Origin of the sequence: Nocardia wallacei (assembly GCF_014466955.1) — a bacterium.
GTDB classification, from domain to species: Bacteria; Actinomycetota; Actinomycetes; order Mycobacteriales; family Mycobacteriaceae; genus Nocardia; species Nocardia wallacei.
This window is the reverse complement of the sequence record NZ_AP023396.1, coordinates 2,773,033-2,790,905: the sequence shown is the minus strand read 5'-3', so window position 1 is coordinate 2,790,905 and position 17,873 is coordinate 2,773,033. Positions and strand designations below refer to the sequence as shown.

Below are 17,873 nucleotides of genomic sequence, written 5' to 3'. Positions count from 1 at the left end.
CTTATGTCGAAGATGTGGGCAGACTCGGACCGGTCGAGTTCTTCGACATATATCTCACAACCGGAGGTTGACCATGTCCCGTGTCCAGCTCGCTCTCAATGTCGACGATCTCGATCAGGCCGTCGCCTTCTACTCGACCCTGTTCGGCACCGAACCCGCCAAGCGCAGGCCCGGCTACGCGAATTTCGCGATCGCCGAGCCGCCGTTGAAGCTGGTGCTGCTGGAGAACACCGGCGAGGGCGGCACGCTCAACCACCTCGGTGTCGAAGTGGAGACCTCCGAGCAGGTCCACGGCGAGATCACGCGCCTGTCGAAGGCCGGACTGTTCACCGAGGAGCAGATCGCGACCACGTGTTGTTTCGCCACCCAGGACAAGGTCTGGGTCACCGGACCCGGTGGTGAGCGCTGGGAGGTCTACACCGTACTGGCCGACAGCGAATCCTTCGGCGCTACAACCCGACTCGGCGACGCCGAAGCCGTGCGGGCCTGCTGCGGCACCGCCGAGGAAGCCACCACCGAGGGCGCTTGCTGCGGGAGTGCGGCGAAGGAGCGGGCGGTCACCTCGGGCACGACCTGCTGCTCGTAGCCTCGGGCGGGTGGGTGAGGTCACCGGCCGTTCGCTTGCCTTCGATATCGATATCCATCAATATCGATGTATGTCGAAGTCGGAGTTACCGGTGATCGGTGCGGCCACGCCCGGGTGCGCGGGCACGCCGCGCACCCGCCCGCCGCTGGACGCGGAGATCGCGGTGCAGGTGGCGGGGGTGTTCAAGGCATTGTCGGATCCGGTGCGGTTACGGCTGCTGTCGGCGATCGCCGCGCGCGCCGGGCAGGAAGCCTGCGTCTGCGACGTCTCCGACGGCCTGGACGTCTCGCAGCCCACCATCTCCCACCACCTCAAGGTGCTGCGCGCGGCCGGGCTGCTCACCAGCGAGCGACGCGCCTCCTGGGTCTACTACCGCCTGGTTCCCGAAGCGCTGCAACATGTTTCGGAGCTGCTCGCGGCCGAGGCCGGAGTGACGGTGACCGCGTGACAGCCACCTCCGAACAGCCCGCGGTCGTCGGCGGGTTGTCGGCCCTCGACAGGTTCCTGCCGGTGTGGATCGGTGCCGCGATGGTCGCCGGGCTGCTGCTCGGCCGCCTGATCCCCGGGCTCGGCGACGGTCTGTCGGCGGTGCGGGTGGACGGGATCTCGCTGCCGATCGCGGCCGGTCTGCTGGTCATGATGTATCCGGTGCTGGCGAAGGTGCGCTACGACCGCCTCGGCTCGGTCACCGGCAACCGCCGCCTGCTCGCCGGATCGCTGGTCCTGAACTGGGTCCTCGGACCGGCGCTCATGTTCGCGCTGGCGTGGTTGTTGCTGCCGGACCTACCCGCGTACCGCACCGGCCTGATCATCGTCGGACTGGCTCGCTGCATCGCGATGGTGATCATCTGGAACGACCTCGCCTGTGGTGACCGCGAAGCCGCCGCCGTCCTGGTGGCGCTCAACTCGCTGTTCCAGGTGGTCATGTTCGCCGGCCTGGGCTGGTTCTACCTGTCGGCGCTGCCCGGGTGGCTCGGCCTGGAACAAGCCACCATCGACGCCTCGCCCGGACAGACCGCGAAAGCCGTGCTGATCTTCCTCGGCATCCCGCTGCTCGCCGGATACGCCACCCGCTGGATCGGCGAAAAGGCCAGGGGCCGAAGCTGGTACGAGACGCGGCTGCTGCCCCGGCTCGGTCCGTGGGCGCTGTGCGGACTGCTGTTCACCATCGTTGTCCTGTTCGCGTTGCAGGGTGACCAGATCACTTCCCGCCCACTGGACGTCGTGCGGATCGCGGTGCCACTGCTGGCGTACTTCGTGGTCATGTGGGGCGGCGGCTACCTCCTCGGCGCCGTCCTGCGCCTGGGCTACGCGCGCACCACCACGATGGCGTTCACCGCCGCGGGCAACAACTTCGAACTCGCCATCGCCGTCGCGATCGCCACCTACGGCGCCACCTCCGGCCAAGCCCTCGCCGGAGTCGTCGGCCCACTCATCGAGGTTCCTGTCCTCGTCGCTCTCGTCCACGTCTCCCTCGCACTGCGAAAGCGCCTCCCGCACAGCACATCCCGACAGCCGAGTGGAGTCCCGTCGTGACCGGACGACTCATCACACTCTTGGATGAGCCCTGGTGGGAGAACATGTTCGTTGCGGTCCAGGCGCTCACACATCCACACCCAGCACCTTGTCCAGCACTCGGGCTCCCGAATCGGTGACTCGCAGGGAGCGGCGGGTGGCGGCTCGTTCCACCCAGCCCGCCGATTCCATGCGGGCGAGGACGGCGGCGCCGAGGGTCCCGCTGAGATGGTGGCGCTGCTCGCTCCAGTCGACGCAGAAGCGGAGCAGGGGACGGCGGGTGCGGGCGGTGGTGGTGAGGTCGACGCCGAGTTCGGCGAACAGGGGTTCGGCGTTCGGGCCGAGCTCGTAGGGGTGCTCGCGGAGCGGGGCGGAGATCGGATCGTGTTGCGCGCGTTCGGTTCCCGTACCGCCGTCGGTGCGCACCAGGGCACGATGGTCCAGCAGAGCCGCGGTGACGGCGACACCCAGTCGGCCCGCGAGATGGTCGTAACAACTGCGGGCGCGGCGCAGGGCGGCGGCGCGGGTGGATTCGCGCAGCGAGCGGACCGGGCGGGCGGGGGCGAGCACCACCAGGGCCTCGATCGCCGCCGCGACCTCGCGGTTCGACAGGCGGTAGTAGCGATGGCGGCCGGACCGTTCCACGGTCAGCAGGCCGCCGTCGACCAATCTCGACAGGTGTTCGCTGGCGGTCGAGGCCGCCACTCCGGACTCGGCGGCCAGCACCGAGGCGGGCAGCGCGCGACCGTCGGTCAGGGTGGTCACGATGCGTGCCCGCGTCGCGTCGGCCAGCAGCGCGCCGACCGCGGCGATGTCGGTATAGCCGTAGAGGGGACGCTCGTCGCTCATGACACCAGTCTGCCGCGCCGACGTTTCGGTCCCCACCGAATCGTGGGCGACCACACTTCGGCGCATCCCGAACGGTTACGGGACCACACTGCGGAATATGAGTAGTCGGACTGTCGAGATCACCCCGGCCGCGGCACGACGGGGCCGCGTCCTCGCGGTGATGTGCGCGGGCATGTTCCTGGTCCTGCTCGATGTGACCATCGTGAACGTCGCCCTGCCCAGCATCGGCCGCGACCTGCGCTCCGACGTGTCGACGCTGCAGTGGGTGGTGGACGGATACGTCGTCGCCCTCGCCGGACTGCTGCTCGCGGCCGGCACCGTCGGCGACCGGATCGGCCATCGGCGGGTGCTGGTGGCGGGCTTCGCACTGTTCGGGCTCGCTTCACTGGCCTGTGCGCTGGCGCCGACGACCGCCGTGCTGATCGCCGGCCGCGCGGTGCAGGGTGTCGGCGGGGCGCTGCTGCTGCCCAGCACGATGGCGGTCATCGTCGACGTGTACCCGGAGCGCGGCGAGCAGGCGAAGGCGCTCGGCACCTGGGCCGCGGTGTCCTCGCTGGCGCTGCCCGCGGGACCATTGCTCGGCGGCGTGCTGACCGGTGTGCTGGGCTGGCGGCCGGTGTTCTGGATCAACGTGCCCCTGACCGCGCTCGTGGTCGTCGCGGCGCTGCGGACAGTGCCCGCCCGGCCCGGGACGCGCGGCGGGCGGTTCGACGTGACGGGCCTGATGGGATTCGTAGTAGCCCTGGGCGGCCTGGTGTTCACCGTCATCTCCGCGGGTCGCCAGGCGAGCGGGACGGCCGTGGTGTCGGCGGTGGTGACCGCGATCGCGCTCGCCGTCGCGCTGGCGAGTTCGGCACGCAGCGACCATCCGATCCTGCCACTGGACCTGTTGCGCCGCAGGAAGTTCCTGAGTCCCAACGTGGTGGCGCTGACGATGAATCTGATCGTCAACGGGTTGCTGTTCGTCGGCATGCTGTATTTGCAACAGGTGCGGCACTATTCGCCCATCATGGCGGGAATCGCGGTGCTGCCCATGGCGATACCGCTGGTGGTGCTGGCGCCGGTGTCGGGGCGGATCACCGCGGCCCGCGGACCGCGTACGGCGATCGGACTCGGCTGTGTCGTGTCGGCCGCCGGTTCCCTGCTGCTCACCCTGGTCCATGCCGACGGCGGTCTCGCCGCATTGCTCGCCGGGTTCCTGCTGATCGGTTGCGGCGGTGGGCTGATCACCGCGTCGGTGGTTGCCGCCGTGGTGCGCGCCACTCCCCCGGATCGGTCCGGGCTGGCGACCGGCACCTCCAACACCGCCCGGCAGATCGGCACGGCCTGCGGTGTGGCCGTCTTCGGCGCGGTCGCCGGATCACCCGCCGACGCGCATTTCGTGGCCGGTCTGCATCTGCTCGCCGTCGCCGCGGCCGTGGCGTGGATCGGGGCGCTGGCGCTCACCGGAATCGGGATCCCCGGCCGGTCGCGGGACTGATCCGGCGGTCCGACACGAGGCCCGCCGCTACCACACGCAGACCGATTGCGGGGATACGCTTTTCGAACGAAAGAGCGAAGGCGGGCGGAAGTGGTGACGACGAGCCGGATCGACGACGCACGGGCCGGACTGCTCGACGACCCGGGCGAGAGCCTCTCGTTCGGGCTCGAGGAGGCCGACGAGACCCTGGCGACGATGGTGGCCGCGCAGGCCGAGGAGCGCCCACGCGATCGCGAACTGATCACCCAGCGGCTCGGTCTCGACGGCGAGCGGCCGGAGACTCTGACCCTGATGGGCGCGCGTTACGGGCTGTCGCGGGATCGGGTGCGGCAGTTGTACACCCGCGCCGTGGGGCAGATGGTGCGGCGGGTGCAGGCCACCGGACACCCGGACACCGCGATCTTCGCCGAGCGCTATCCGGTCGGCTGGCTGGACGAGCGGCTGGTGCGCACCCTGCTGGCCGAAATCTACGCCACCGACAGCGATATCGCCGGGCAGGACCTCGCGTATCTGCGGCTGCGACTGGCGGGGCACCCGCTCATCGACGCGAAACGGCTGGCGGGCTTCGTGTTCCAGCGCATCGCGGGGTGGCAGCAGCGCGGGCGCTGGCATCTGCCGACCGCCCGGCATGCCGAACCCGTTGCCGGACAGCTCATCCCGCTGCTTCGCCGCGTCGAATGGGCGAAGGGCGACCCGGCTGCTCTACCCGGCGCCCCGGTGCCCACCGTCGATTCCGGCGACGATGCGCGCGGCTCGGTGTTCGCCGAGAAACTCGGTCGCGAAACGAGTTTCGATACGGCGCTGGAGGCGCAGCTGCTGCGGATGCTGGACGAGGGCGAGCAGGTCGCGGAGTTCATCGAGCGTCCCGCCGCGGTCGACTACCGGCTCGACGGTGCGGAGCGCACCCACTACCCCACCGTGGCCGCGCGGCTCACCGACGGGCGGGTGCTGCTGATCGACGTGGTCCCGGTGGCGCGCCTGGCCGTGCACGGCAATCGCGTGAAGCTCGGGGCCGCTCGCGCGTGGGCGCACGAGCGCGGCTGGGGCTGGCTGGTATTCACCGGGAGCCGGCTCGGCGAGGAGGATCTGCGCCGCCGTGCCGTCGATGCCCGGCACGAGAACATCCTGCGCAACCGGCTGGCCGCCGGGCCCATCGCCTGGCCGGAGTTCCGCCGTTATGTCGACGAGACCGGGATGGACATGCTCGGCTTCACCGGCTTGGTGTTGCGGCACGGCTGGCGCTGGGAGCGTGGGCCGTTCCGCCTCGAGCGCGAGGGCTGAACCGCCGCCCGGTCACGAATCGGACGAAACGATGTTTGCGCCCCGCGCTTCGGGGCAGGCCAACCACATCGCCAACCAGTCCGACATCCGGGAGTTGTGATGAGCATTGCATCGGGGACGTTGACCTTGGCGCGGGCCACGGCGTCGACGGCTGTGCACGCCGCCGAGGCCGCCGGTGGGGCCGCCGTCGGCGCGGTCACCGGAGCCGCGCGGGGGACGGTGGCGGGCGCCGTATCCGGCGCCCGCGGGCGCATCGATACGCCGACGGCGACCGTGCTCGGTGTCGCGGCCGCGGGACTGACGGGGCTGGTCGAGTGGCCGGTGGCGTTGGCGGCGGGCGGCGTCGCGGGCACGGCCTACCTACTCCGGCGGGCCAGGACCCAGCAGCAGCCGCAGCCCTCCGATGCCACATCGCCCGCGGATGCCGAATCGCCCACCCACTCCTCCTCCACCACTGACGGGGAAACGACCTCACGCCCGCGCGCCCAGTCGTCCACCACTGGCAGCCGATCGGCCTCACACCCACGCACACAGCCGCCCACCACTGGCAGCGGATCCGCCTCACGCCCGCGCACACAGTCGTCCACCACTGGTAGTGAACCAGCCCCCCGCTCACGCACACAGCCGCCCACCACTGGCAGCGGATCGGCCTCACGCCCGCGCGCGCAGTCGTCCACCACTGAGGGCGGATCCGCCTCACGCCCGTCCGCCACCCGTGGTGAGTCGTCGTCGCGCGGAAAGTCGTCTCCCGCTTCGCGCGCCGAATCGTCGTCGCGTGCGCGGGGGAAGTCGGCTTCGACCGCGAAGGCTGAGTCGGCGGCCGGTACACGGGCGGGTTCGGGAAGCGGCGCGGCGGGCGGGAAACGCGGGTCGCGGTCGAAGTCCACGCCGGGGGCCGAGGGTGGTGGTCCGGCCTCCGGATCGGCGACGCGATCGGAGGCTCCGGCTCGTCGCCGGGCGGCTCGTCCCACGTCGAGCGCGAAGTGATGGGGGCGCTGCGCGGACTCGTGACGGCGCCGATCCGGGTGCCCCTCGCCGTCACCGGAGCGACTCTCGGACTGGTACAGCGACCGGGGAGTGTGGCGGCCCGGGTGCTGAACTCCGACCTGGGGGCGACCGCCACCGAACTCGTCGACGGCATCGGCCGCGAGGTCGGTGCGCTGGTCGATCCCCGGCGACTGCGGCGGCAGCGCCGGGTCACGGTGCACGCCGACCGTATTCATGCCGAGGTGCGCGGTCTGCGCACTCGTCGCGGGCCCGAGGTCGGCAAGCGGCTGCGGGAGCATCTGGAGCAGGTGCCCGGTGTGCACTGGACCCAGATCAACGCTGCCACCGGGCGGGTCACGGTGGCCGCCGACCCCGAGCGGGTGTCGACCGAGCACGTGGAGGAGATTCTCCAGCGGGTCGAGGCCGAGGCGGGCACGGATGTCCGGTCCTGGAGCCGGACGCACGAACATCCCTCCGACCGCGAGCCCGTGCTCACCTCGGCGCTGCAGTTGGCCGGTGACGTCGTGGGGTTGGGCGCGGCAATCACCGGCCGCGTGCTGCCCGTGCCCGCGCCCGCGCACATGTTCCGCGCCGCGATCGCACTGGTGGACGGGCAGCCCCGGCTGCGCGGGGTGCTCGAATCCCAGCTCGGGCCGCACCGCACGGAGGCGGTCATCACGGTCGCGACCGCCTTCGGCCAGGCTCTCGATTCCGAGGCGGCGGGCCTGTTCGCCGATGCCACGCTGCGCGCGACCCGGCTGGTCGAGGCGGCCGCCCGCTTCGCGCAGTGGCGGCGCTGGGAAAGCTTGATCGCCGATCCCGACCACCCCGACGTATCGGAATATCATGCGGCGCAACCACGTCCGGCACTGCGCCCGCGCGGGCCGATCGAACGCTGCGCGGACGAGGTCGGCGGCGTCTCCACCCTCGCGGCGGCCGCGACCCTGGCCGGCGGGCGCGGTATCGGTGATGCCGCCGACGCCGTGGTCTCGGGCGTGCCCAAGGCCGCCCGGGCCGGGCGGGAATCGTTCGCCGCGACGCTGGCCGCGGGCATGGCCGCCCGCGGCGTCCTCACCCTCGACCCGCAGATATGGCGGCGCCTGGACCGCGTCTCCGCGGTCGTCGTCGACCACCGCATCCTGCGCGGCGCGCGCCCGGTGGTGCTGGCCGCGGAATCCCTGGACCGAGACTGGCCCACCGATCAGGTCTGGAGCGCCGCACAACGCCTCATGTGGCACAACGGGTCCGATCTCCCCATCCCCCCGCCCCGCGGCCACCAGCGCCGCGACCTGCGCCTCACGCGCGAGGTAGCCGCGGAGGCCGAACTCGACGCCGGGCTCGACGAGACCGCGGTGCCGACGGAAACGGCCGACCACCCGGATGCCGAATCCCACTCGAAGGCAAAGAATTCCGCTGCCCCTCGGCGCGCAATCCCGTCGGGTACGGCGACGTCGGGCGAGACCCACTCGGGCACTGGGGCGGAGCGGGTTTCCGATGGCGTGAACGCGTCGAGCGGTGCTGGGGCCGGGGCGAATGAGCCCGAGTACGACTGGGATTCGCCGCCCGATGATGTCGACCCGGGTGACCCGCACTGGTGTGTGTTGCGGGAGCGGGGCAGGCCGGTGGGCAAGGTTCTGGTGGGGCGGGAGCCGCATTCCGAGGCGCTGGGGTTGCTGGCATGTGCTCGGCGCTCGGGGTTGCGGGTGGTGCTGGTCGGGGGCGAGGACACCGGCGAATTGCGGCGCAGCGCGGATGAATTCGTGACGGGGAACAGCTCGTACACGCGGCTGGTGCGGCGCCTGCAGGAGCAGGGGCATGTGGTGGCGGTCGTCAGCGGGCGGGTGCGTCGCGCGATGAGCGCCGCGGACCTCGGGATCGGCGTGGTGACGCAGGGCGCCGACGGGACCACGGTGATTCCGTGGCAGGCGGACGCCGTCTGCCCGGATCTGGGCTGCGCCCGGCAGATCCTGAACGCGGCGGGCCCGGCTCGGCGGATCAGTGAACGCGGGCGCGTCCTGACGCTGTCCGCGGCCACGCTCAGCGGCCTGCTGCTGGCCTCCGGCCCCGCCCGGTCCCGGCCCGCCCGCGCCACCAGCCCGCTCGCGGCGGCGACGCTGCTCGGACTGGCGAGCGGTCTGCGCGGCGGTTATCGCGCCGCTCGCGCTGCCGGACCGGCGCAGATCGCGCTGGTGCCGTGGCACGCGCTGGAACCCGACGAGGTGCTGGCCCGGCTGCCGCGACCGCACCGCCCGCCGCCCGTGCCCAAGCCCGCGCTGACGGCCGCGGTCGCCCAGCTCGGCGAACGCTTCGCCGCCCCGACCGCCACTGTCGTCGACCTCGCCCGGCAGATGCGGCGCGAGCTGGCCGACCCCATGACGCCGCTACTGGCCGTGGGCGCGGTCGCCGCGGCGCTGCTCGGTTCGCCCACCGACGCGGTGCTGGTGGGTTCGGTGCTCGGGCTCAACGCGGCCGTGTCGGCGCTGCAGCGGCGGCGGGCCCACATGTCGCTGCACCGGCTGCTGCTCGGTGAACGACTGCGGGCCCGCCGGATCACCGACGACGGCGAAATCCTCACCACCGCGGATGATCTGCGGCCCGGCGACATCATCGCCCTGCGCACCGGCGAGGTCGTGCCCGCCGACGCGCGGCTGCTGGAGACCGACGGCCTGGAGCTGGACGAGTCGGGCCTGACCGGGGAATCGGTGACGGTCGAGAAGCACACCGCCGCCACTCCCGGTGCGGCGCTGGGCGATCGGGCCTGCATGGTCTTCGAGGGCGGCGTGGTCGTCAGCGGCACCGCCCGCGCTGTGGTGGTCGCGGCGGGCGACAGCACCGAGGCGGGGCGGGCGCTGGCCGCGGCGGGACCGCCACCCAGCGGCGGCGTGCAGGCGCATCTGCGGACGCTCACCGCGCGAGTGCTGCCGTTCACGCTCGGTGGCGGAAGTACCGTCACCGCAACGAGTTTCCTGCGCGGACTGCCGCTGCGCCCCGCGCTCGCCGACGGCCTGGCGGTGGCGGTCGCGGCCGTCCCGGAGGGACTGCCGCTGGTGTCCACGGTGGCGCAGCTGGCCGCGACCCGGCGGCTGTCCCGGCACGGCGTCCTGGTGCGCTCCAGCCGCACCATCGAGGCCCTCGGCCGTGTCGACACGGTGTGTTTCGACAAGACCGGCACACTCACCGACGGCCGGTTGCAGCTGGTCGCGCTGGCCGATCTCGACGACCAATGGGGCGCAGGGCAATTCGGCGATTCCGCGCAATCTCGCCGACTGCTGCGCGCGGCGGCGCGGGCCTGTCCCGGATCGAGCGACGGCCCGCCGGTGCACGCCACCGACCGCGCGGTGGTGGAGGCCGCCGACGCCCAGCTGGGTGTTCGCGCCGCGCACGTGTGGGATCCGATCGAGGAGGTGCCGTTCGAGAGTTTCCGCGGCTACGCGGCGGCCGTCGGCCACACCGCACATCACATCCGGCTGGCGGTGAAGGGCGCCCCCGAGGTGCTGCTACCGCGCTGCGAGCAGGTGCTGCGCGCCGACAGCGAAGGCGGGCACCGGGTTTCGGCCTTCACCGAGGCCGACCGCGCCGACGCGGAGGCCGCCGTGCACCGGCTGGCCGAACGCGGACTGCGGGTGCTGGTGGTGGCGCGCCGCGACTTCCCTTCCGCGCCCGACGATGTCGACGGCGAGATCGAACAGCTGACCCTGCTCGGTTTCGTCGGTATCGCCGACCATCCGCGCCCGCAGACGCGGGAGTTGATCCGGGAGCTGACCGACAACGGCATCGGCATCCGGATGATCACCGGCGACCACCCCGTGACCGCCCGCGCCGTCGCCGATCAGCTCGGCATCCCCGCCGACACCATCGCGACCGGCGCCGACCTCGACGCGCTCGACGAGGACGGCCGCGCCGAGCTGATCGAGCACGCCACCGTGTTCGCCCGCGTCTCGCCGGAACACAAGGTGCGCATCGTGTCCGCGCTGCAGCGGCATCGGCACACGGTCGCGATGGTCGGCGACGGCAGCAACGACGCGGCCGCCATCCGCACCGCCGACGTCGGGATCGGGCTGGCCGCCCGCGGTTCGGTCGCCGCCCGCGAGGCCGCCGACCTCATCCTCACCCGCTCCGAGGACGGCGTCGATCCGTCGGTGCTGCTGCACGCGCTGGCCGAGGGCCGCAGCATGTGGCAGCGGGTCCGCGACGCGATCGGCGTGCTGGTCGGCGGCAACGCCGGTGAGGTCACCTTCACCGTGCTGGGCACGCTGCTGTCCGGGCAGGCACCCATCGGCACCCGTCAGTTCCTGGTGGTGAACCTGCTCACCGACCTGGGCCCGGCCATGGCGGTCGCGTTGTCGCGCGGCCGGGGCGAGACCACCGATTCCGGCGCACCCGTGCTGGAGGAGCAGGCGGAGCTGGGTGGGGCGTTCCTGCGTTCGGTCGCGGTGCGCGGCACCTGCACGGCCGTCGGCGCCGGGACCGCCTGGCTGGCGGGCCGGGCCACCGGCCGCCGCCGCCGCGCCGAGACCATGGCGCTGGCGGCGCTGATCGGCACGCAACTCGGCCAGACACTGGTGATCGGCCACCGCAGCCCCCTGGTGTGGACGACGGTCGCGGGCAGCTGGCTACTGCTCGCCGGGGTGATCATGACGCCGGGCGTGAGCCGCTTCTTCGGCTGTGTCCCACTCGGTCCGATGGCCTGGACGATCGTCGCGGGCAGCACGGCCCTCGGCACAGCGAGCGCCGTCGTCGCGGGGCGGGTGCTGACCTAAGAACTCGCCGCTCGGCGGGGCGCGGGATTAGCGCCCCGGCCTCGCTGCCGGGCGCGGTCAGCGCCCCCGCCTCCCTGCCGGACGCGGTCAGCGCCCCCGCCTCCCTGCCGGACGCGGTCAGCGCCCCCGCCTCCCTGCCGGACGCGGTCAGCGCCCCCGCCTCCCTGCCGGACGCGGTCAGCGCCCCCGCCTCCCTGCCGGACGCGGTCAGCGCCCCCGCCTCCCTGCCGGACGCGGTCAGCGCCCCCGCCTCCCTGCCGGACGCGGTCAGCGCCCCCGCCTCCCTGCCGGACGCGGTCAGCGCCCCCGCCTCCCTGCCGGACGCGGTCAGCGCCCCCGTTTCGCTGCCGGGTGCGGTCAGCGGAGCATCAGGCCCGCCACGATGAAGGTGACGATGATCAGCATGGCGAAGCAGGTGATCAGTTGCCAGTGGAGGAGGGCCTCGCGCTGTTTGGCGATGGTGACGCGCAGGGTGGCGTCCACGCGGTTGTGGTCGACCAGGCGGCGGCGGGTGGCGTCCAGTTCGTCGGCGGTCTCCTCGGCGCGCTCCAGCCGGTGCATCAGCTTGTGCACCTGTTTGGCCTTGTCGCGGGTCGCCTTGCGCGCCAAGGCCAGTGCGGTGCGCTGATTCATCAGCTCGCGGCGCTGCTGTGCGATGACCAACGCCTGTGCGCGCGTGTGCTCCTCCCAGTCGGTCACCGTCGCCCATCCTCCCGTACTCTCGTCGCGGTATCCCCAGGCCAGTTCCCCGGCCACCCACTGTTCGATGAATTCCCTTACCGCCCAGGGTCTCTCCCGCGGTACCACCACTCCCGACCGGCCCGCCTCGACCAGGCCCGCGACCACCCGGTAATCGCACCCCTCCGGTGCGAAGTCGTCGACGGCCAGCGCGGGCATCTGCCCCACCCAGTACCCGGGCGGGCACAGCCACAGCACCTCGTCACAACCGACGGCGCGCAGCCGGGCCGTCCGCTCGGCCGCGTGTGCCAGCGAGACCGGCGCGCTGCGTACCTCGATCGCGCACAGCCGGTTGCCGCGGCGCCACAGCACCGACGGGGTCTGCGCCCCCAGCGCCTTGTCCACCTCGGCGTCGTCGGCACCCGACGCCAGCAGCCGCCCGCGCAGCCAGTATTTGAGCCGCTGCACATCCCAATGACAGTCCCCACACCCCGCCTCGCGGCACCGCTCCCCTGTCCGATGTCCTCGCGGATTCGGTTCCACCACCGGTAGATTCGCCGGCTCCGCAGAGGACAGCACCGCAGTAGGCCCGCGCTCGATCTCGCTCAGTTCCCTCGTGTCCACGCGACCACTTCCCCTACACCCAGCGGACCGGAGTCGACCCGCTCCTTCCAGATTGCCGCAATTGCCAGCCCCCTTCACACGAACGTGACTATTTTCGTTACCCAACCGGGAGCCCAGCGTGATCATCGTCCGGCGCCACCCGTCGTTACGTGCGAATTCGGCACGGAATTAGCACGATTCACCAAAACGCCACCGGCGCCTTCCGGCCATCCGATCCACGGGCTGCGCGGTCTTCGCAAGACGGCTAAGCTTCGCCCATGAACGCCGCCGGATACGTTCCTGTATCGATTGTGCGGAGAGCGCGGACGGCCAACTCGGTGGCCTTCGGACTGCAGGGATTCTTTCTCGCGGTGATCCTCACCGAGTTGCCGCAGCAGCGCGACCGATTCGAGCTCGACGACACCCGGATCCTGCTCGCGACGGTGCTGATCTCGGTCCTGGCGGCGGCGGGCAGCGTGCTGGCCGAACGACTGGCGTTGCGCTGGTCCAGCCGCACCGCGCTGCGCGCCGGGTTGGCGCTGATCGCGGTCACGGGTGTCGGGATCGCGCTGGCGCCCCAGCTCGCGGTGCTGTTGGTCGCGCTGGGCGGGTACGGCGTCGCGGTCGGCGTGGTCGACGCGAGCACGAATATGCAGGCGGTCTTCATCCAGCACGGGTACGGCACGGTGGTGCTGTCGTCGTTCTACGCGGCCTGGAGCGCGGGGGCGATTCTGGGCGCGCTGTTCGTGTCCGGGTGCGAGGCGCTGGATGTCTCGCTGCCCGTCGCGGTGCTGGCGGCCGCCCTCGTCGTCCTGGTGGCCGGGCTGGTGTTCGGGCCGCGGCTGCTGGGCACGCGGCAGGCCGAGGCCGAGCCCGCGGAGACGGCGGCCGCGGGATCGGTTCCGCTGCGCGCCTATCTGGCGATCGGTGTGGCGATGGCGCTGGTCTTCGCCGTGGATCTGGCGGTGGGTAACTGGTCGGCGTTGTATCTGCGCGACGAGTTGCGTTCCTCCTCGGCGACGGCGGCGCTGGCGCTGGCGGCCTATCAGGGGGCGTCGCTGGCCGGGCGGCTCACGGGTGATCTGTGGGTGCGCCGGTTCGGGCCGCGGGCGGTGGTGCGGGTGGCGGCGGCGATCGGGACGGCCGGGCTGGCGCTGGTGGTTCTCGCGCCGGATCCGGTGGTGGCGATCGCGGGCTTCCTCGTCGCCGGGATCGGACTGCCGGTGATCGCGCCGCTGTGCTTCAGCGAGGCGGGCCGGCTCACCGGCGGCCGCGGGCTGGACGCGCTGATCGCCCGGCTCAACCTGTTCAACTACGCGGGCACGCTGTTCGGCGGCGGCGTGGTGGGCGGGGTGGCCGACGCGACCAGCCACCGGATCGCCTATCTGCTGCCGCTGCTGTTCGCCGCGGCGTTGATCGTATCGGCGCGGTTCTTCCAGCCGCGTCCACGGGCGGGCAAACCGTCAGCGCCCGCGACCGGTCGTGCTGTACTGGAGGAATGAGCGACATCCCAGTCATCGTCGATCGGGCCGGTCTGTGGGACGCCGAAGCCCTGAGTGACGTTGCGGCAGCGACGTTTCCGCTGGCCTGCCCGCCGGAACTGGCGCCGGAGGACATCGACACGTTCATTGCCCGGATACTGTCGGGCGATCGCTTCGGCGACTACCTCAGCGATCCCGGCCGCACGGTGCTCAAGGCCGTGGCGGGCGGCGCCATCGTCGGGTACGCGATGCTGGTGGCGGGGCCGCCCGCCGAGCCCGAGATGGCCGCGGCGATGGGCGAATCCATGATCGAGATCAACAAGCTGTACGTGCTGCCCGACCACCACGGCGCCGGGGTGTCGACGGCCTTGATGCAGGCGGCCGTCGACGATGCCCGGCGCGGTGGTTACGCCGGTGTCTGGCTGGGGGTCAACCAGAACAACCAGCGCGCGCAGCGCTTCTACGCCAAGCACGGGTTCCGCACCGTCGGCACGAAGACCACCGCGGTCGGCACCCAGCTCTGCCAGGACTACGTCATGCGGAGAGAGCTCTGAACGACGCCGTCGCACACCGTGATCCGCGTGCCGGGCAGTCCCGCGCGCAACCGCCGGTCGTGGGTGACGACCACCAGCGCGCCGGTGTATCCCGCCAGTGCCTGCTCCAGCTCCTCCACCAGAGCCGGTGACAGGTGGTTGGTGGGCTCGTCCAGCAGCAGCAGATCGGCGGGCTCGCTGACCAACCGGGCCAGCTCGATCCGCCGCCGCTGCCCGTAGGACAGCTCCCCGATTCGCAGCCCGAGTTCGCCGGGGCGAAACAGCCCCAGCGACAGCAACTCCTCGGCATACTCGTCGGGATGTCCGTCGCGGCTCTCGGCGTAGGCGCGCAGGACGGTCCACGACTCCGGCCACGGCGTCTGCTGCTGCCGCAGGTGCCCGACCCGGCCCCGGACCGTCACGGTGCCCGCGTCCGGCGCCGATTCGCCTGCCAGCAACCGCATCAGCGTCGTCTTGCCCGCGCCGTTGGGCCCGGTGACCACCAACCGGTCGCCCGGCTCGATCCGCAACTCGGGCACGCGCAGCCGATCGCCGACTACGACGCCGGACAACAGTGCCACGGGACCGTCGGCGCTTTCGCCGGCGCGCCCATCGAATCGCTGTCGATCAACGTCGGCACCTCCTGCCAGTGGCCGCTGTACGAGGGACTGCTGTGGGGCGGTGTCCAGGCGGGGCTGTGCGCGCTGCGCTGTGCGCGGTGCGGCGGTGAACCGCAGCGGATCCGGCGGCGGGGCAACGGGTTCGGCGGTCAGCCGGGCGACCCGCTCCTTGGCATTGCGGATGCGCACGACCGCCCCGTGCCCGCGCCCGCGCGTCCGGAACGAGCCGTGCCCGAACACCGCCAGCGGTAGTTTGCGCGGGATAGCCTCCAGCCGAACCACATTGGACTCCGCCAGTCGTCGGTTGCGGTCCAGCTCCGCGCGCCAGCGCTCGAATTCCAGCTGCTGCCTGCGTCGTTCGGCCGCCTTGGCGGCGAGGTACCCGGCATAGCCGTTACCGTGCCGGGTGATCCGGCCCGACTCCACCTCGAACACCGTGGAGGTGATGCGCTCGAGGAACACCCGGTCGTGGGTGACCGCGACCACCGTGCCGCGGTGTGCCCGCAGGTGTTCCTCCAACCAGGCGACCGCGATGTCGTCCAGGTCGTTGGTGGGCTCGTCGAGCAGCAGCAGTTCGGGTGCGGCGGCGAGGGTGGCCGCCAGCGCCAGCCGGGACCGCTCACCGCCGGACAGGGCGCCCAGCGGGCGGTCGCGGTCCAGGCCGGGCAGGCCGAGCGCGGACAGGGCCGCGTCGACCCGCTGGTCGGCCAGGTAGCCGCCCCGGGCCTCGAAGCGGGTGACCAGCTCGCCATAGGCGGCCAGCCGCTCCTCGAGCGTGTCGCCTTGTGCCGCATCGTGTTCCAGCTCTGCCTCCAGTGCGCGCAGGCGGCGCTCGAGGGCCCGCAGATCGGCCAGCGCGTGGTCGATCGCCGCGGCGACGGTGGCGGATTCGGGCAGGGCGAGGGTCTGCGGCAGGTAGCCGAGTCCATCGGGGGCCTGTACCGTCACCGCACCGTTGTCCGGGTGTTCGGCACCGGCGAGCAGGCGCAGCAGGGTGGATTTACCGGCGCCGTTGTCGCCGATGACGCCTACCTTCTCGCCGGGCTTCACGGTCAGTGAGACCCGGTCGAGGATCAGCCGGTCGTCGTAGCGCTTGGTGACGTCGGAAAGGGTGAGTTGCGCAGCGGTAGGCATACGAGTCCTCCTGTCTCCGGCAACGCCGGATGTCGATGGGACCCCGCACAGCAGGAATCAGCCGAAATGTCTGAGCTGTGCGGGATTCGACGCGGAGCGTGGCTCTACGCGTCGGATTCGACTACAGAAGGATCAACAAAGTTCCCATACCGGACACAAAGATAGCCACGGCCCGCTGCCGTGTCAACACGAATGGTCCGGCGGAGTGGGAAAGTCGTTGTCAGGACAGCATTTTCGCCCGTAGCGCGGCGATGTCGTCGTCGGTCAGCTTCAGGCCGTCGCGCACGTAGTCGTCGAAACCGCCGTAGCTCTGGTCGACCTGGTCGAAGGCGGCGTCGAGCGCCGGAAGTACGACGCCGTTGAGCGAGTCGCCGGGATCGGCGTTGCGGTAGTGGTTGGACAGCAGGTAGTCGTAGTTCACCGTGTCGCGGTCCACGCCGAGGAGGGTCAGCAGGACCGCCGCCGCCCAGCCGGTCCGGTCCTTGCCCGCGGTGCAATGGAACAGCACCGCGCCGTCACGAGTATCGATCACGTCGCGCAGCACCGCGGCGACGGCCTCGTTCGCGCCCGGCGCGGTGACGAACGCGCGGTACAGATCCGGACCGGCGGTCAGCGTGGTGGCCAGGACCTGCGGCGGAGCCTGCCCGATCATGTCCACGATCTGCTGCGTGGCGCCCGCGGGCACGCGGTCCGGTGCGAGTGCGCGCTCGAAGGTGGTCCGCAGGTCGGCGTCGACGCGCACGCCCTTGTCGGTCAGCACGGCCAGGTCGGCGTCGGTGGCCTTGCTCAATTCGCCGCTGCGGAACACCAGTCCCGTCGCCACCGTGCGGCCGTCGGCGGTGCGGTAGCCACCGAGATCGCGGGCGTTCTGCACGCCCTGCAGTGCCAGCGCGCGGTCGGCGGTGCCGTCGAGGACCGAGGCGGTCGCGGCGGGCGGATCGGCGGCCGGCGCGGTTCCCGCCACGGGACCGAACGCGAGGGTGGCGGCGACGGCCAGCGCCGCCGTGCCGCGGGTCGAACGACGAACCATGACAGCTCCCATCCTCGGGCCGACGCCCGGGCGGAGTCGGCGAACTCGACCGCTCACCTTACGCCGACTGGTCAGTCGTTCAGGCAGGTACCTCGCACGGCGACCGCGCAAGCAAGCGCCCCGAACCGCAACCGCTCGAGCAGGCACCACTAACCGCAACCACGCAAGCAGGCACCACTAACCGCAACCACGCAAGCAGGCACCACTAACCGCAACCACGCAAGCAGGCACCGCAAACCGCGACCCGGCGGCTGGTCGTGATGGAGTCTGCTCGGCGGACTGCCGGGCGCGGAGGAATTCCCGCGCAAGCAGGCAGCGCGAATCGCGACCGCTCGA

At 71.8% G+C, this 17,873-nt stretch carries 13 protein-coding genes and 1 pseudogene; 9 read left to right on the top strand and 5 right to left on the bottom strand.

Annotation, left to right across the window (positions count from 1 at the left end):
• The first annotated feature begins 73 nt into the window (after window positions 1–73).
• The 3 genes from NWFMUON74_RS12675 to arsB all read left to right on the top strand — a co-directional run bounded on the left by NWFMUON74_RS12675 (window position 74) and on the right by arsB (window position 2,122).
• Complete coding sequence (locus NWFMUON74_RS12675) at window positions 74–586, top strand: ArsI/CadI family heavy metal resistance metalloenzyme (RefSeq protein ID WP_187687999.1); 513 nt, start codon at window positions 74–76, stop codon at window positions 584–586.
• Between the two features lie 70 nt (window positions 587–656).
• Entirely contained in the window at window positions 657–1,034 is a 378-nt protein-coding gene (locus NWFMUON74_RS12670; protein ID WP_187687998.1) for an ArsR/SmtB family transcription factor, read from the top strand.
• A complete protein-coding gene (gene arsB, locus NWFMUON74_RS12665; protein ID WP_187687997.1) occupies window positions 1,031–2,122 on the top strand; it encodes an ACR3 family arsenite efflux transporter in 1,092 nt (363 codons plus the stop codon). The genes NWFMUON74_RS12670 and arsB overlap by 4 nt, the downstream gene beginning before the upstream one ends.
• A gap of 66 nt (window positions 2,123–2,188) precedes the next feature.
• On the opposite strand, the gene NWFMUON74_RS12660 is transcribed toward arsB, so the two are convergent.
• Window positions 2,189–2,950, bottom strand: coding sequence for an ArsR/SmtB family transcription factor (locus tag NWFMUON74_RS12660; protein ID WP_187687996.1), 762 nt, complete (start codon window positions 2,948–2,950; stop codon window positions 2,189–2,191).
• Between the two features lie 97 nt (window positions 2,951–3,047).
• Between NWFMUON74_RS12660 and NWFMUON74_RS12655 the strand changes: the two genes are divergently transcribed.
• From NWFMUON74_RS12655 to NWFMUON74_RS12645, 3 genes are all read left to right on the top strand, one after another.
• Complete coding sequence (locus NWFMUON74_RS12655) at window positions 3,048–4,430, top strand: MFS transporter (RefSeq protein ID WP_187687995.1); 1,383 nt, start codon at window positions 3,048–3,050, stop codon at window positions 4,428–4,430.
• A gap of 90 nt (window positions 4,431–4,520) precedes the next feature.
• On the top strand, window positions 4,521–5,711 hold the full coding sequence (locus NWFMUON74_RS12650; RefSeq protein WP_232110994.1) for a sigma factor-like helix-turn-helix DNA-binding protein: 1,191 nt from the start codon (window positions 4,521–4,523) through the stop codon (window positions 5,709–5,711).
• A 986-nt stretch (window positions 5,712–6,697) separates the two neighbouring features.
• A complete protein-coding gene (locus NWFMUON74_RS12645; RefSeq protein ID WP_187687994.1) occupies window positions 6,698–11,458 on the top strand; it encodes a cation-translocating P-type ATPase in 4,761 nt (1,586 codons plus the stop codon).
• A gap of 357 nt (window positions 11,459–11,815) precedes the next feature.
• Here NWFMUON74_RS12645 and NWFMUON74_RS12640 read toward each other — a convergent pair whose 3' ends face one another.
• Window positions 11,816–12,604, bottom strand: a complete 789-nt coding sequence (locus NWFMUON74_RS12640; RefSeq protein ID WP_187687993.1) for a competence protein CoiA family protein — start codon at window positions 12,602–12,604, stop codon at window positions 11,816–11,818.
• Window positions 12,605–13,017: 413 nt separating this feature from the next.
• Here NWFMUON74_RS12640 and NWFMUON74_RS12635 point away from each other — a divergent pair, with 413 nt between their 5' ends.
• The gene (locus NWFMUON74_RS12635; RefSeq protein WP_187687992.1) at window positions 13,018–14,241 is read left to right on the top strand and encodes an MFS transporter; all 1,224 of its coding nucleotides are present in this window, start codon (window positions 13,018–13,020) and stop codon (window positions 14,239–14,241) included.
• 5 nt (window positions 14,242–14,246) lie between these two features.
• Window positions 14,247–14,774 (top strand): GNAT family N-acetyltransferase, encoded by a 528-nt coding sequence (locus NWFMUON74_RS12630; RefSeq protein ID WP_187689115.1) that lies wholly within the window; start codon window positions 14,247–14,249, stop codon window positions 14,772–14,774.
• Here NWFMUON74_RS12630 and NWFMUON74_RS36045 read toward each other — a convergent pair.
• The gene (locus tag NWFMUON74_RS36045; RefSeq protein WP_269475350.1) at window positions 14,750–15,292 is read right to left on the bottom strand and encodes an ATP-binding cassette domain-containing protein; all 543 of its coding nucleotides are present in this window, start codon (window positions 15,290–15,292) and stop codon (window positions 14,750–14,752) included. The genes NWFMUON74_RS12630 and NWFMUON74_RS36045 overlap by 25 nt on opposite strands.
• A gap of 9 nt (window positions 15,293–15,301) precedes the next feature.
• Here NWFMUON74_RS36045 and NWFMUON74_RS35690 point away from each other — a divergent pair, with 9 nt between their 5' ends.
• Window positions 15,302–15,625 (top strand): spirocyclase AveC family protein, encoded by a 324-nt coding sequence (locus tag NWFMUON74_RS35690; protein ID WP_269475349.1) that lies wholly within the window; start codon window positions 15,302–15,304, stop codon window positions 15,623–15,625.
• Between the two features lie 306 nt (window positions 15,626–15,931).
• Here the strand turns inward: NWFMUON74_RS35690 and NWFMUON74_RS36040 are convergent.
• Window positions 15,932–16,507: pseudogene (locus tag NWFMUON74_RS36040) on the bottom strand (ATP-binding cassette domain-containing protein); the annotation flags it as partial.
• Between the two features lie 220 nt (window positions 16,508–16,727).
• Window positions 16,728–17,537, bottom strand: coding sequence for a tyrosine-protein phosphatase (locus NWFMUON74_RS12620; RefSeq protein ID WP_187687990.1), 810 nt, complete (start codon window positions 17,535–17,537; stop codon window positions 16,728–16,730).
• Between the last annotated feature and the right edge of the window lie 336 nt (window positions 17,538–17,873).

Bases quoted from the DNA above. Each gene is read 5' to 3' on its own strand.
- NWFMUON74_RS12660 (WP_187687996.1), bottom strand. From the start codon at position 2,950: ATGAGCGACGAGCGTCCCCTCTACGGCTATACCGACATCGCCGCGGTC.
- NWFMUON74_RS12655 (WP_187687995.1), top strand. From the start codon at position 3,048: ATGAGTAGTCGGACTGTCGAGATCACCCCGGCCGCGGCACGACGGGGC.
- NWFMUON74_RS12635 (WP_187687992.1), top strand. From the start codon at position 13,018: ATGAACGCCGCCGGATACGTTCCTGTATCGATTGTGCGGAGAGCGCGG.
- NWFMUON74_RS12620 (WP_187687990.1), bottom strand. From the start codon at position 17,537: ATGGTTCGTCGTTCGACCCGCGGCACGGCGGCGCTGGCCGTCGCCGCC.
- NWFMUON74_RS12675 (WP_187687999.1), top strand. From the start codon at position 74: ATGTCCCGTGTCCAGCTCGCTCTCAATGTCGACGATCTCGATCAGGCC.
- NWFMUON74_RS12670 (WP_187687998.1), top strand. From the start codon at position 657: ATGTCGAAGTCGGAGTTACCGGTGATCGGTGCGGCCACGCCCGGGTGC.
- NWFMUON74_RS12645 (WP_187687994.1), top strand. From the start codon at position 6,698: ATGGGGGCGCTGCGCGGACTCGTGACGGCGCCGATCCGGGTGCCCCTC.